The organism is Streptomyces sp. NPDC096040 (genome assembly GCF_040303265.1).
Taxonomy (GTDB): Bacteria; Actinomycetota; Actinomycetes; order Streptomycetales; family Streptomycetaceae; genus Streptomyces.
The window spans coordinates 231,632-244,204 of record NZ_JBEOTA010000011.1 but is presented as its reverse complement, the minus strand read 5'-3'; the positions used below and the strand labels follow the sequence as shown (position 1 = coordinate 244,204).

Here is a 12,573-nt window from a genome sequence, read left to right as displayed (position 1 = left end):
TCAGGCATATGCGCGCAGCCAGCGCATCTTCGCCGCCTCGTGGTACGGCCCGCCGCCCTCGTGGTCGTTGAAGTCGTACACCTCGATCGCCTTGTCCTCGTGCGCCCAGGAGTTGAAGGCCGCGAACACCGTGGACGGCGGGCAGGTCTGGTCCTCCAGGGCCGCCGAGAACAGCGCCGGAGCCCGGCCGCGCGCCGCGAAGTGCACCCCGTCGAAGTAGGAGAGGGTGCGCTGCACCTCGGCCGAACGGCCGCGGTGCGTCTTGAGGAACAGCGCGATCTCACGGTAGGGGTGACGGTCCGTCAGGGTGGTGGCGCGCGGGAAGTCGCACAGGAACGGCACGTCAGGCGCCACCGCGACCAGGTCCGGAACGAGACCGCCGGCCGCGAGGGTGATCCCGCCGCCCTGGCTGGCCCCGAGCGCCACCGTCCGCGCCGCGTCGGTGAGCGGATGCGAGCGCGCCGCCTCGATCGCCCGGACCGCGTCCGTGTACACCCGGCGGTAGTAGTAGTTCTCGGGCGCGTCGATGCCCCGCGTCATGAACCCGGGGAACGCCGGCGCGCCGCCCACCGGGTCGGCGGTGCCGCCCCCGCCGCCCCAGGCGCTGCCCTGGCCCCGGGTGTCCATCACGAAGTGCGCCCGCCCGGTCGACGCCCACAGCAGGTTCTCGTGGGCCAGGCCGCGCCCGCCGCCGTAGCCGATGAACTCCACTATCAGCGGCAGCGGCTCGGTGGCACCGGCCGGCAGCCGCAGCCAGCCCTTGACCGGGTGCCCGCCGAACCCGGCGAAGGTCACGTCGTACACCTCGACCGTGGACAGCCCGGTGTCGACCGGATCGAAGCGGGCGTCGAGATCGTGCTCGCGGGCCTCCTGGAGCGTCTTGGACCAGAAGGCGTCGAAGTCCTCGGGCGCCACCGACGCACTGCGGTGTTCACGGAGTTCGTCGAGGGGAAAGTCGAACAGGGCCATCAACAACCGCCTTTGGTGAAGGGATCGTGCGGATGATCACACCGTACGTGGGTGGTCCGACGAGTCGCCAGGCCTCTGCGCCGCCCGGCGCCTACGATGACCCCCTGCCGTCAACCGTTGATCTGCTGGTCAAGGACGCCGGACTGCTCGTCGTCGACGGCGGGCGGGAGATCCCGGGCGGCTGGGCCGCCGTCACAGGTGGTCGGGTCACCTCGGTCGGGGATGCGGGCGCCGAGCCCGAGGCCCGTACGGTCGTCTCCGCGTCCGGACGACTGGTCACCCCCGGCCTCGTCAACACCCACCATCACATCTACCAGAACCTCACCCGCTCCTACGCCCCCGCCGTCAACGGCTCCCTCTTCGACTGGCTGACCACCCGCTACCCCCTGTGGGCCGCCCTCGACGAGGAGGCCGCCTACGTCTCCGCGTACGTCGGTATGGCGGAACTCCTCATGGGCGGCTGCACCACATCCTCCGACCACCTCTATGTGCATCCGCGCCCCGGCCTGGTCGACGCCGAGATCCGTGCCGCCCGTGACATCGGCTTCCGCTTCCACTCCACCCGCGGCTCGATGACCCGCTCAGTCGAGGACGGCGGACTGCCGCCCAGGAGCGTCACCCAGACCACCGACGAGGTCCTCGCCGACAGCGAACGGCTCGTCAGGACCCACCACGACCCGGAACCCGGCGCCCTGATCCGGATCGCGCTCGCCCCCTGCTCACCGTTCTCGGTGACCAAGGAGGTGATGACGGAGACCGCCGAACTCGCCGAACGGTACGACGTACGCATGCACACCCACCTCGCCGAGGACCACGACGAGGACACCTACTGCCTGGAGACCTACGGCTGCCGCCCCGTCGAGTACTTCGAGGACTGCGGCTGGCTGAGCGACCGCACCTGGGTCGCCCACTGCATCTATCCGAACGACACCGAGCTGAGGAGGCTGGCCGACGCGGGCGTCGGCGTGGCCCACTGTCCCAGCTCCAACATGCTGATCGGCGGCGGTACGGCGCGGGTGCGGGAGATGCGGGAGCTCGGACTGCCCGTCGGCATCGGCTGCGACGGGTCGGCCTCCACGGACCACGCCTCCCTCTGGATGGAGACGCGTAACGCCCTGCTGCTGGGCCGCTACCGGGGCGGACCCGGCGCCATGACCGCACGCGACGCCCTCGACATCGCCACCCGCGGCTCGGCCGCCTGTCTGGGCCGCGCCGACGAACTGGGCCACCTGCGCCCCGGCGCCTGCGCCGACCTGGTCGTCTGGGACCTCCACGAGGTCGCCCTGGCCGGCGCCCTCACCGACCCCGTCGAGGCCTGGCTGCGCTGCGGACCCGCCCGGGCCTGGACGACGGTGGTGGCGGGCCGGGTCCTGGTCGACCGGGGCGAACCGGTCCTGCCGGGGCTGACCGAGGCGCTGCGCACACACGCGCGCGTGTCCCGCCGGATGCAGCAGACGGCGGAGTAGGGGATACGCCGGGGCCTCAGGGCTCCTCAGGCGCGGCCGCGGGTCCAGTCCGGTCCGGTGCGTGCCCACTCCTGCTCCCACTCGGCGAGCCGGTGCCGCAGTGCGACCCGGCGGACGACACCGTGGCAGAGCAGCACCACGGCCGCTGCGCCGCCGGCCCCGCACAGGCCCACGGTGACCGTGTGCTGCCAGACGGCGGCCTCGTTGGGCGGCGGGGCGACACCGTGCCCCTGACGGTCGAACCACACGTCCACCGTGTCACCGGTCCGGGTCCCCCCCGGCACCCCGGCCAGGGCGGTCTTCGTCCCCTTGCCGGGCTCGGTCCAGCGGACGTCCGCCTGGTAGGAGTGCTCCCGGTCGCCGCCCTGCACCGACGGCAACTGCTCCGGCGTGTTCCCGACGACCACCGCCCGGACCATGTGCCGCTCGGCCCGCTCCACCGTCGCCACCGACCGCGCCTGCTCATGGGCCCACAGTCCCGCCACGGCCCCCACCAGGGGTGCACCCACGCACAGCAGGACCGCGACGGCCAGCGCGATCCATGCCTCCACCATGTCGGACTTGCGCCGCAGCGGGTTGTGCCGCCAGCGCCAGCCACGCACCCGGGTACGCATGTCGACCTCCTCGCCGCCACGGGAGCCGTAGGGCCGGACAGCCGGTCCGCAGCTCCCAGCGTGCGCCCCCTGCACGCGAGCGTCCACATCGGTCTTTTACCCCGTACGGAGCACCTCGCCCACCTGCCGGAGCCACGAAGGGCACACCGGCTGAAGCACACGTTCCGCCGCGCGCCGCCCCCCGGCCCCGGCGCCCCGCGGCACCCGGACCGCCCGCCCCCGGCAGGCGGTCCGTAAGGCCCCGTTCTGCCGACTCGCTCGCCACCGTGTGTAACCAGCCGGACCTCGCCGCCCTCCGGCTGCCCTGCCCAGACGATCACGGCCGTCGGACATGGTCCGACCATGTCTCGACGGGGTCGTCGAGAGGCGGCCTCTCTTCCTCCGCATGCGGCCTGCCCAAGTACATGGTGTCGAAGGCCCCGGCGCCGTGGTAGGTGAGCGTGATCGTCGGACTCCCGTCCCCGCCGAGTCCTGCCCATTCCACCCTGGGGTCCCGTCCGGCAGGGTGCCCGAACGGCTGAGGCTCTGGTTGTGGCGGTGTGTACGGGGCGTGATCCGGGTATGGCGGTATCCCTTTGCGATGTCTGCCCTGCTGCGGTGCGGTCTGCTCGCCTTCGCCGCTTGCCACCACGACCGTGACACCGACGATGATCAGCAGGAGCCCGGGTACGGCCGCGGGCTCGATACCCTGCCCCATCAGCCACCATGCGGCGAGCGCGGCCACCGGAGTCTCCAGCAGGAGGAGGACGCTCATCGTCGTCGCCGAAGTCCTGCCGAGGGCGAAGCTCAGTGAGCCGAGCCCCAGAAGCTGGGGCAGGAGGAGCAGCCCGAGCAGGGACAGCTGCGTGGGTTTGTCAAAGCCCGTGAGGGGGAGGCCGGCCAGCCGGCAGACGGCGAGGAGTTCCAGTCCGCAAACGAGCGAGCTGAACGTCGAGAACAAAGGGGTGCTCACATCCGCGCGCGCCCGCTGGCTCAGAGCGGTGTACCCGGCCTGAGCCACGGCCCCGGCGAGGGCGAGCAGATCGCCCGTCAGCGCCGTGCCGCCGGACCTGATGTCGAGACCGGCGGCCGCCGCCGCTCCCACCACGGCGAGCGTCAGGCCCGCCCAGGTCCTGGGAGCGGCCCGGACGCCCTGACCCGCGGCGATGAGGGCCTGCCAGACCGGCTGGGTGGCCACGAGTGCCGTGGCCATGGCGACCGAGGTCATCCGCGTGCTCGTCATGAAGGCCGCGAGGTGGAGGGCGAGCGACGTGGCCGCGAGGAAGCCGAAGGCCAGGGGGCGCCATTGCTCCCGGCGCAGAAGTCCGCGCTCGCCACGCGCGACACGTGCCACCTCGCGGCGGCGAAGGATCAGCAGGAATGGTCCGAGCGTGGCGAAGCCCAGGGCGTTGCGCCAGAAAGCCATGGCGAGAGGCGAGGCGGAGGCGGCGGCGGTGAGAGGGGCGGTGGCTGAGATGGAGACCACCGCGACCGCCATCGCCGCGACGGTCAGCGGATCGATTCTGGATCTCACGCGTTGGTGCCGCCGTCCGCGGCAGGCCGGGGCGCGGCGGATACCGGGGTTTCCCGGCGGCCACCGCAGGACAGCGTGCTCCCGTCCGGCAGATCAAGGGGATGGCCCGACGTCAGGGGCATGAGCCTGGCAGGAGACTCCGCCGCGCTCGGCCCGCGCAGCCGTTCGACGCGCTCACCGTTCAGCAGCACGTGGCCGCCCTCGGGATGCTTGATGTCCGCAAGGCAGAAGGACTTGGCCGGTCCGGTGCCGCACAACACGGGCGGCGCAGAAGACGTGTGGTTCACGTGCTCCAACTTCCGCCTGGGGCAAGGCTCGTGGCATCAGCCGGGTGACCGGTTCACGGCCGCCGCGTCGTCCTTTCGGCCGAGGCCGCCCGGTGGGTGCCGCCCTTACGCTGCGGGATGTGCGAGACATGGACGATCACACCCTGACCCCCCGGCTGCCCCGTACGGCCCTTGTCGCGCTCGTCGTGGTCATGGCGCTGTTGTGGGTGGTCGACGTGGCCGACGTCGCCGCCGCGTCCGGAGTCGAAGGCAACGGCGTGTGGTGGAGGCTGGCCCCCGGCCTGGTCGCCGTCGTGGCGCTGCTGCTGCCGGACCGGCACCGGGCGTCGGCCTGGGGCGCCGCAGCCGCCGTACTCGTCTCCTGGACGGTGACCGTAGCCTTCTTCACGTCCGTGACCGCGTCGTTCGCCGACTGGGGGCTGCTGGAGACGCTGCTCCTGCTGCTCCTGCTGGTCCGCACTGTGAGGGAGACACCCCAGCCCTGGCTGACGGCCGCGCTGGCCACGGCACTCGGCTCCGCCCTGATCCCGGCACCGATGCGGTTGGCCGGGAGCTTCAACGTCTACTTCTCCTTCGGCCTGATCTTCCTCACCGGCGGCGCTCTTGCCCTCGGCTCCTACCTGCGCAGTCTCGACGACCGCAGAAGCCGCGCCGTCGCCGCCACGCGCCAGAGCGAACGTCTCGAACTCGCCCGCGAACTCCACGACTTCGTCGCTCACCACGTCACGGGCATCGTCGTCCAGGCACAGGCGGCCCGTGCGATCCGCGAGAGCGCGCCCGAGCAGGTGGACCCGCTGCTGCGCGGTATAGAGCAGGCCGGGTCCGAGACCCTGGAGTCGATGCGCAAGCTGGTGCGTGTGCTGCGCGAGGACGACGTACGGGCGGTACGGCCGGGGGAGCTCTACGCCGAACTGGGCGAACTGGTCGCCCGGTTCTCCGAACGCGACGACGTTCCCGCCACCCTCCAGGTAGGTGCGGAAGTCCGGCAGGCACGGCCCGCTCCCGAGGTGGAGACCTCCGTACGGAACGTCGTGCGCGAGGCGTTGACGAACGTACGCCGCCATGCGCCCGGTTCGCCGTCCGTCTCCGTGCGGGTCGGTCTCTCGGGCGAGGAGGGCGGGAAAGGCGGGGCCGGCGCAGCCGGCGCGGATGCCCGGCGGCTGCGGGTCGAGGTGCACAACGCGCCGCCGCCCCGGCAAGCGGCGCCGAACGCCGAACCCCTCGGCGGGCGCGGCGGCCTCGGCCTCGTCGGGCTGACCGAACGCACCCGGGCCGTCGGCGGCACCCTGCACGCGAGCCGGGCCGAGGACGGCGGCTGGCGGCTGACCGCCGAGTTCCCGCTGCGCGGCGCTGTGACAGGATCACCTCCATGACCAACGCCAGCGGCAGCGGATCGGCGGTCAGCGTCCTGATCGCCGACGACCAGGAAATGGTGCGCACAGGCTTCCGGTTGATCCTTCAGACCCAGCCCGGCATCGAGGTCGTGGGCGAGGCGGCCGACGGCGCGGAGTGCGTGGACCTGGCCCGGCGGCTGCGCCCCGACGTGTGCCTGGTGGACATCCGGATGCCGAAACTCGACGGCCTTGAGGTGACCCGGCTGCTCGCGGGGCCGAAGACCGTGGATCCGCTGCGCGTCGTGGTCGTGACCACCTTCGACCAGGACGACTACGTCTACGGCGCACTGAGCAACGGCGCCTGCGGGTTCCTGCTGAAGGACGCGGGCCCCGGACTGCTGGTGGAGGCCGTGCGCGCGGCGGCCCGCGGCGACGCGCTGATCTCCCCCGCCGTGACCGTACGGCTCCTGAAGCGGATCGGCGAACAGCGGTCCACCGCTGGAGGGGAGGTGTCCTCGGGGCCGCTGACGGAACGGGAGCTGGAGGTGACCCGGCTGGTCGCCGACGGGCGGACCAATCAGGAGATCTGCGGCGAGCTCGTCGTCGCGCTCTCCACCGTCAAGTCCCATCTGGCGAGCATCCAGGCCAAGTTGGGGCTGCGGAACCGCGTGGAGATCGCGGCCTGGGCCTGGCGCAGCGGTGTGGTGAGCGACCGCTGAACCCTCCTTACTTCTCCAGGCCGTAGTCGAAGCTCACCCGGTCGCCGTGCACCGCGGTCACCGAGATCAGCATCGTGCTGCTCTTCCCCTTGAAGACGGCGGTGCACCGCACGGTGTAGTCCATCTTCGCGCGCAGCCCGCTCGGGCAGCTCACGGACTGCGGGCCGTCCTGGAAGAAGGGGATGGCGTAGTTCTTCTCGGCGAGCCTCTCGACCTCCGCGCGCGGCACCGTGTGATCCGCACGGCTCACGGTGGCGACCGAGGAGTTGTCGAACACGTTCCATGCCGTCACCACGCCTGCCGCCAGTACGGCAGCCACGGCCAGTGCGATGACGATGCGCTTCATGGGTGCTCCTTCGATTCCCGCGACGACCGGACCCTACCGGCCGTTCGCCCCAGAGCTTCCTCCCCCGCCCGCCACCGCCACCTCGGCCAGGCGGCCGGTTGCGGCCCCCGGGCCTCGGCCGAAAGGACGACGCCCGGGGCGGCTCGTGGGCAGTGCCGCTCAGGGCAGCAGTACCACCCGCCCGGCGTAGTTCAGCCCCGCGCCGAAGCCGATCAGCACAACCGAGTCGCCGACGCTCGTGGAGTGGGCCGCTCAGGCCCAGGTCAGGACCCCGATCATTGCGGCCGTATGAACGATCAGCGGGTGCGGGAATAGCGGCCGAGCGATCGTCCTTGGCGCTGAGTGCCGGTACCGGGACACCGGAGACAGCATCAGAGAGCGAGGAAGAACGATGCCCAAGGCGTACGTCTACACCAGGCACGGCGGGCCCGAGAACGAGGCCTTCGCCGACGTGGAGCGGCCCGTTCCCGGCCCCGGTGAGCTGCTGATCGCGGTACGGGCGGCGGGGGTCAACCCCGTCGACTGGAAGCTGCGGAACGGTTTCCGCCGCCCCGGCGAGGGGGATGCGCGCTTCCCGGTCGTCCTCGGCAGCGAGGCCGCCGGAGTGGTCGAGGAGATCGGCGAGGGCGTGACCGGGTTCGCCGTCGGCGACGAGGTCTTCGGCAACACGCCCGCCGGCGCGTTCGCCGAGTACGTCCTGCTGACGGCGGCCGTGACGGCGCACAAGCCCGCCGCGCTCTCCTTCACCGACGCCGCCACCCTGCCGGTCGCCGCGGCCACCGCCTACGACGGCGTACGCCAGCTCGATCTGCCCGAGGGCGCGACCCTGCTGGTCACCGGCGCGGGCGGCGGAGTCGGGGCGGCGGCCGTGCAGATCGCCCGCGCCTGGGGGCTGCGGGTCGTGGGCGTGGCGAGCGAGGCCAAGAAGGACTTCGTCGAGTCGCTCGGCGCCGTGCACGTGCCCTCCGGCCCCGGCCTGGCCGAGCGGGTGCGGGCCGCCGCGCCCCAGGGCGTGGACGGTGTCTACGACCTGGTCGGCGGCGAGGTGCTCGCCGAGGCGGCCGGCCCGCTCGCCGACCGCACGAAGCTGATCACCGCGGGCGCCGCGCCGGACACCGTCGCCGCGCTGGGCGGCAGCCGGGTCGAACGCGCCCGTACCGCCGCGGTCCTCGACGAGGTGGCCGAACTCGTGGTGGGCGGTGAGCTCGACCCGCATGTCTCGCGGACCTTCCCGTTCGACGAGGCCGGTCAGGCGCTGCGCACCGTCGAGGAAGGGCACGCGCGCGGCAAGGTCGTGATCGAGGTCGCCGCATGAGCGTCCCCGTTCCCCGCGAGGGCGCGCCGCACATCCTGGACAACCCCGCCCTCGCCTCGCTCACCGGCCCGCACGCCCTCTTCGCCGAACGGCGCGGGCGGGTCCTGCGCTACCCGGTGGACGTCTCTCCGTGGCTGGCGCTCCCCGACGATCCCGGCGCCGAGGACTGGGCCGACCTCGCCGCCCTGGCCGGCCCGGGCGCGGAGATCGGGCTGGCCGGCTTCCGGGGTGAGCTCCCGGACGGCTGGGAACTCACCATGAACATCCCGGGCGTACAACTGGTGGACGAGGGCATGGACGCCGTTCCGGAGCCGCAGGCGGTCCGCCTCGGCCCCGCCGACGTGCCCGAGATGCTCGACCTGGTCGAGCGCACCCGGCCGGGCCCGTTCCTGCCCCGCACCGTCGAACTCGGCACCTACCTGGGCGTCCGCCGTGACGGCAGGCTGATCGCGATGGCGGGGGAGCGGCTGCACCCGCCGGGCTGGACCGAGATCAGCGCGGTCTGCACCGATCCGGCGTACCGCGGCGAGGGCCTGGCGACCCGGCTGATCCGCGCCGTCGCGTACGGCATCCGGGCCCGCGGTGAGACCCCGTTCCTGCACACCGGTGCCGAGAACACCACCGCGATCCGGCTGTACGAGTCCCTGGGCTTCCGCCTGCGCCGCCGTACCGCCTTCCTCGCGGCCCGGGTGCCGCAGACGCTCGGTCAGTCCTCGCCGGTGTCCGCCGACGTCCCGGCGTTGTAGCGCTCCAGGTATCCGGCGAACCTGACCAGGTCCTCCTCCGGCCAGTCCGCCAGCCGCTCCCGGAACGCGGCCCTGCGGCTGCGTGTGACCTGGGCCAGGATCTCCTGCCCGGCCTCCGTGAGATGCAGCACCTGGACCCGGTGGTCCTCCGGGTCCAGGCGGCGCTCGACCAGCCCCGCCCGCTCCAGCGCCGCCACCTGCCGGCTGACCGTCGACTTGTCCAGCGCGTAGTGCGCGGCCAGGTCGGTCGCCCGGCAGCCGCCGCGCTCCTCCAGATGCCCGAGCAGCGTGTACGACACCAGCGACAGCTCGGGGTGCATACGCCCGGCCGATGCCCGGGCCCGGCGCGCGAAGACCGTCATCTCACGCTGGATGGTCTCGACGGCCGTCTCCGCCGCCGTCATGGGAGGACCTTCGACGGCGGCACCAGCACCAGCAACACCCTCACGGGAATACCTCCTCCGACGTTCTAGTTGTATAGTACAACTTGAACATGAGTTGTATAAGCCAACCAGTTGCCCGGAAGGTCTGGAGGTCGTACGCGATGAGGTCACCGGCACTGCGCCATGTGCTCACCCACCTGATCACCCCGCTGCTGATGTGCCTGGGCATGGGGCTGGCGTACATGGGTGCGTTCGTCCATCCGGAGCCCCACCATCTGCCCGTCGCCGTGGTCGGCGCCGGACCGGAGGCGAAGGTGTTCGCGCAGACCGTCAAGGACACCGCGGGTGACCGGCTCGACGTCCGTACCGTCCCCACCCGCGCCGCGGCCGTCGACCTGCTGACGTCCCGTACCGTCACCGGTGCCTATGTGCCCAGCGCCAGGACGCCGGAGCTGCTGGTCGCGAGCGCCGCCTCCGACATGGGCGCCACCGCCGTCGAGAAGGTCTTCACCCCCGTCGCCGCCGAGGAGGGGGTCCCGCTCAAGGTCACCGACGTGGCCCGGCCGGTCGCCGACGACCCCACAGGACAGGGCCTGTTCTTCCTGCTCATCGCGGTGAGCATCGGCTCCTACGCCTCGGTCGCCGCCCTCGGCGCGGCCGGCGGCGCCCTCCCCATGCGGATACGCGCCCTGCTCGCGCTCGGCGTCTCCGCCGTCGTCAGCGGCATCGGCGCACTGCTCGCCGGACCGGTGTTCCACCTCGCCCACCACGATCTGGCCGGGGTCTGGGGCATGGCCTGGCTCTACTCGGCCGGCATCCTGCTCATCGGCGTCGGCCTGCACGCCTTCCTCAAGCGGTGGACCACGCTGGCCATGATGGTGCTGTTCGTGATGCTCAACTTCACCAGCTCGGGCGGGTTGTTCCGCCCCGAGCTGCAGAACGGTTTCTTCGGCACCCTGCACGCCTTCTGGAACGGCGCCGGCTTCGTCGAGGGCGTCCGCAGCCTGCTGTACTTCGGTGACGACGGCCTGGGCCGCAACGTGTGGACCCTCGTGGTCTGGCTGCTGGTCGGCCTCGCGGTCACCGCGGTCGCGGCGGCGTACGAGCGGGCCAAGGCCCCGGCCGTGCGCGTGGCCGTACCGGACTCGCCCGCCGGGCTCGCGGCGGAGGAAACAGCGGAAGAGGCGGAGGAAGAGGCCGAGGAGACGGTCGGCGTGTGACCGGCGGACCGGCGGCCGGATAGGCTCTCGGCGATGCTCTCACTCTCCGACACCACCGCCGTCGTCTCCGCGCTGCGCGCCGCGGGCTGTGTCTTCGCCGAGGACGAGGCGGAGCTGATCCTCGCCACCGCCCGCACCCCGGACGAGCTGGCCGCGATGGTGGACCGGCGTGCCGCCGGACAGCCCCTCGAACACGTCGTCGGCTGGGCCGGCTTCCACGGTCTGCGGGTGCTGGTGGAACCGGGCGTGTTCGTGCCCCGCCGCCGTACCGAGTTCCTGGTCGGCGAGGCCCTGGCCGAGGCTCCGGACGCGTCCGTCGTCGTGGACCTGTGCTGCGGCTCCGGCGCGGTGGGCGCGGCCCTCGCCGCCGCCCTCGGGAACGCCGAGCTGCATGCCGCCGACATCGACCCGGCCGCGGTCGGCTGCGCCCGGCGGAACATCGCCCCCTACGGCGGTCACGCACACCTGGGCGACCTGTTCGACGCCCTGCCCGCCGCCCTGCGCGGCCGGGTCGGCATCCTCGCGGCCAACGTGCCCTACGTCCCCAGCGGCGAGGTGGGCCTGCTGCCCGCCGAGGCCCGCGACCACGAGCCGCTGGTCGCCCTCGACGGCGGCGGTGACGGCCTGGACGTGCTGCGCAGGGTCGCCGCCGGGGCCCCCGAGTGGCTGGCGCCCGGCGGCTGCGTCCTTGTCGAAACCAGCGAACGCCAGGCCCAGGCGGCCGTCGAGGCCTTCGCCCAGACCGGTCTGACGGCCCGGCTCGCGGTCTCGGAGGAGCTGTACGCCAACGTCGTGATCGGCGTACGGGACCGGGACTGAGCGCTTCGCCGCAAGCGCCGTGACGTGCCGTCGTCCGGCCGCGGCGCCTTGTGTCGATGCCGCCCCGCGCCCCGGTGGGGCCCAACCGAACCGCAGCCGACTTCGCTCGACCCGCTCAGGTCGTCGCCCCGCTGTCCGAAGGGCTCGGTGACGGTGAGCGGTCGCCCGGGCGGCTGTGGTCGTGCATGCCGCCGCCTCGCCCCAGGCCCATGAAGTCGCCCGAGAACGCGGCCGATGCGGTCAGCTTGCCGTCGCCGCCGCGCGTGCCGGCCAGGAACGCCGTCGCGTTCTTCTTGAGCGAGTCGTCGTCGCCCCGTACCTTGACGCCGGAGCCCATGGTCCACGTCCACGACGTACCGTCGTCGCTCTTCACCGTGGCCTGGTCGCCGGCCACCTTCTCGACCGTGCCCCGCTGCCAGACCCGTACCACGTACTTGCCGGTGTCCGGGTCCTTGACGGTCGCCTCGCCGTGCACGCCCATCCCGCCGAGGCCGAACCAGCCGTGCCCGGGTCCGCGTCCGTCCGGCGACGAGGGTGCCGACGGCGCACCGGAGGCCGCGGGCGGAGTGCCGGAGCCGCTCCCGCCGGAGCCGGCGGCGAACGCCACCGTGCCGCCCAGGGCCAGCGCCCCGACGGCGAAGGCCACGGTCACGGCACGCGCGCGTGCCGGCTGCCGACGCCACAGATCGCGCAGCGGCGCCCCCGATCCAGGGTCCGACCCCGGTCCGGCGAGCACTTCCCGTTCCGGGTCTGCCTGCGGGGGATGGTCCGGCATCGGCGGGATCGACGGGTCGGTTCTATCGCCGTCACGGCGGTGTTCCTGCTCCGGTTCGTGCGTCACG

Annotated in this window: 14 protein-coding genes; 7 read left to right on the top strand and 7 right to left on the bottom strand. The window is 72.7% G+C overall.

The genetic code is table 11. The annotated features are described in order from the left end of the window. Positions 1-969: an acetylxylan esterase gene (locus ABTY98_RS17535; RefSeq protein WP_352221797.1), complete on the bottom strand. Its 969-nt coding sequence runs from the start codon at positions 967-969 to the stop codon at positions 1-3. A gap of 104 nt (positions 970-1,073) precedes the next feature. Here ABTY98_RS17535 and ABTY98_RS17530 point away from each other — a divergent pair, with 104 nt between their 5' ends. Then, positions 1,074-2,435: an 8-oxoguanine deaminase gene (locus ABTY98_RS17530; RefSeq protein WP_502994255.1), complete on the top strand. Its 1,362-nt coding sequence runs from the start codon at positions 1,074-1,076 to the stop codon at positions 2,433-2,435. A 26-nt stretch (positions 2,436-2,461) separates the two neighbouring features. Here ABTY98_RS17530 and ABTY98_RS17525 read toward each other — a convergent pair whose 3' ends face one another. From ABTY98_RS17525 to ABTY98_RS17515, 3 genes are all read right to left on the bottom strand, one after another. Next, positions 2,462-3,049 carry an Rv1733c family protein gene (locus ABTY98_RS17525; protein WP_352221795.1) on the bottom strand — a complete coding sequence of 196 codons (588 nt, stop codon included), beginning with the start codon at positions 3,047-3,049 and terminating at the stop codon, positions 2,462-2,464. A gap of 316 nt (positions 3,050-3,365) precedes the next feature. Next, positions 3,366-4,562: a DMT family transporter gene (locus ABTY98_RS17520; RefSeq protein ID WP_352221794.1), complete on the bottom strand. Its 1,197-nt coding sequence runs from the start codon at positions 4,560-4,562 to the stop codon at positions 3,366-3,368. Beyond that, on the bottom strand, positions 4,559-4,849 hold the full coding sequence (locus tag ABTY98_RS17515) for a hypothetical protein (protein WP_352221793.1): 291 nt from the start codon (positions 4,847-4,849) through the stop codon (positions 4,559-4,561). The genes ABTY98_RS17520 and ABTY98_RS17515 overlap by 4 nt, the downstream gene beginning before the upstream one ends. A 128-nt stretch (positions 4,850-4,977) precedes the next feature. On the opposite strand from ABTY98_RS17515, the gene ABTY98_RS17510 reads away from it, so the two are divergent. Together ABTY98_RS17510 and ABTY98_RS17505 are read left to right on the top strand one after the other, a co-directional pair. After that, entirely contained in the window at positions 4,978-6,222 is a 1,245-nt protein-coding gene (locus tag ABTY98_RS17510; protein ID WP_352221792.1) for a sensor histidine kinase, read from the top strand. Continuing rightward, a complete protein-coding gene (locus tag ABTY98_RS17505; RefSeq protein WP_352221791.1) occupies positions 6,219-6,902 on the top strand; it encodes a response regulator in 684 nt (227 codons plus the stop codon). Before ABTY98_RS17510 ends, ABTY98_RS17505 begins: the two co-directional genes overlap by 4 nt. 7 nt (positions 6,903-6,909) lie before the next feature. Here ABTY98_RS17505 and ABTY98_RS17500 read toward each other — a convergent pair whose 3' ends face one another. Further along, positions 6,910-7,248 carry a DUF4333 domain-containing protein gene (locus tag ABTY98_RS17500; protein ID WP_352221790.1) on the bottom strand — a complete coding sequence of 113 codons (339 nt, stop codon included), beginning with the start codon at positions 7,246-7,248 and terminating at the stop codon, positions 6,910-6,912. Between the two features lie 391 nt (positions 7,249-7,639). Here ABTY98_RS17500 and ABTY98_RS17495 point away from each other — a divergent pair, with 391 nt between their 5' ends. Both ABTY98_RS17495 and ABTY98_RS17490 read left to right on the top strand, forming a co-directional pair. Then, positions 7,640-8,563, top strand: a complete 924-nt coding sequence (locus ABTY98_RS17495; RefSeq protein ID WP_352221789.1) for an NADP-dependent oxidoreductase — start codon at positions 7,640-7,642, stop codon at positions 8,561-8,563. Beyond that, positions 8,560-9,309 (top strand): GNAT family N-acetyltransferase, encoded by a 750-nt coding sequence (locus ABTY98_RS17490; protein ID WP_352221788.1) that lies wholly within the window; start codon positions 8,560-8,562, stop codon positions 9,307-9,309. The genes ABTY98_RS17495 and ABTY98_RS17490 overlap by 4 nt, the downstream gene beginning before the upstream one ends. Here the strand turns inward: ABTY98_RS17490 and ABTY98_RS17485 are convergent. Beyond that, the gene (locus tag ABTY98_RS17485; RefSeq protein WP_352221787.1) at positions 9,270-9,713 is read right to left on the bottom strand and encodes a MarR family winged helix-turn-helix transcriptional regulator; all 444 of its coding nucleotides are present in this window, start codon (positions 9,711-9,713) and stop codon (positions 9,270-9,272) included. The two genes, ABTY98_RS17490 and ABTY98_RS17485, sit on opposite strands and share 40 nt — an antisense overlap. Positions 9,714-9,853: 140 nt before the next feature. Between ABTY98_RS17485 and ABTY98_RS17480 the strand changes: the two genes are divergently transcribed. Both ABTY98_RS17480 and ABTY98_RS17475 read left to right on the top strand, forming a co-directional pair. Continuing rightward, a complete protein-coding gene (locus ABTY98_RS17480; protein ID WP_352221786.1) occupies positions 9,854-10,912 on the top strand; it encodes an ABC-2 transporter permease in 1,059 nt (352 codons plus the stop codon). A gap of 33 nt (positions 10,913-10,945) precedes the next feature. Next, complete coding sequence (locus tag ABTY98_RS17475) at positions 10,946-11,731, top strand: putative protein N(5)-glutamine methyltransferase (protein ID WP_352221785.1); 786 nt, start codon at positions 10,946-10,948, stop codon at positions 11,729-11,731. Between the two features lie 115 nt (positions 11,732-11,846). Here ABTY98_RS17475 and ABTY98_RS17470 read toward each other — a convergent pair whose 3' ends face one another. Continuing rightward, positions 11,847-12,572, bottom strand: a complete 726-nt coding sequence (locus ABTY98_RS17470) for a hypothetical protein (protein WP_352221784.1) — start codon at positions 12,570-12,572, stop codon at positions 11,847-11,849. Position 12,573: the final 1 nt, after the last annotated feature.

Excerpts from the sequence above, each read along its gene's own strand:
- ABTY98_RS17535 (WP_352221797.1), bottom strand. The coding sequence starts at position 969 with ATGGCCCTGTTCGACTTTCCCCTCGACGAACTCCGTGAACACCGCAGT.
- ABTY98_RS17525 (WP_352221795.1), bottom strand. The coding sequence starts at position 3,049 with ATGCGTACCCGGGTGCGTGGCTGGCGCTGGCGGCACAACCCGCTGCGG.
- ABTY98_RS17510 (WP_352221792.1), top strand. The coding sequence starts at position 4,978 with ATGGACGATCACACCCTGACCCCCCGGCTGCCCCGTACGGCCCTTGTC.
- ABTY98_RS17505 (WP_352221791.1), top strand. The coding sequence starts at position 6,219 with ATGACCAACGCCAGCGGCAGCGGATCGGCGGTCAGCGTCCTGATCGCC.
- ABTY98_RS17500 (WP_352221790.1), bottom strand. The coding sequence starts at position 7,248 with ATGAAGCGCATCGTCATCGCACTGGCCGTGGCTGCCGTACTGGCGGCA.
- ABTY98_RS17495 (WP_352221789.1), top strand. The coding sequence starts at position 7,640 with ATGCCCAAGGCGTACGTCTACACCAGGCACGGCGGGCCCGAGAACGAG.
- ABTY98_RS17490 (WP_352221788.1), top strand. The coding sequence starts at position 8,560 with ATGAGCGTCCCCGTTCCCCGCGAGGGCGCGCCGCACATCCTGGACAAC.
- ABTY98_RS17485 (WP_352221787.1), bottom strand. The coding sequence starts at position 9,713 with ATGACGGCGGCGGAGACGGCCGTCGAGACCATCCAGCGTGAGATGACG.
- ABTY98_RS17480 (WP_352221786.1), top strand. The coding sequence starts at position 9,854 with ATGAGGTCACCGGCACTGCGCCATGTGCTCACCCACCTGATCACCCCG.
- ABTY98_RS17475 (WP_352221785.1), top strand. The coding sequence starts at position 10,946 with ATGCTCTCACTCTCCGACACCACCGCCGTCGTCTCCGCGCTGCGCGCC.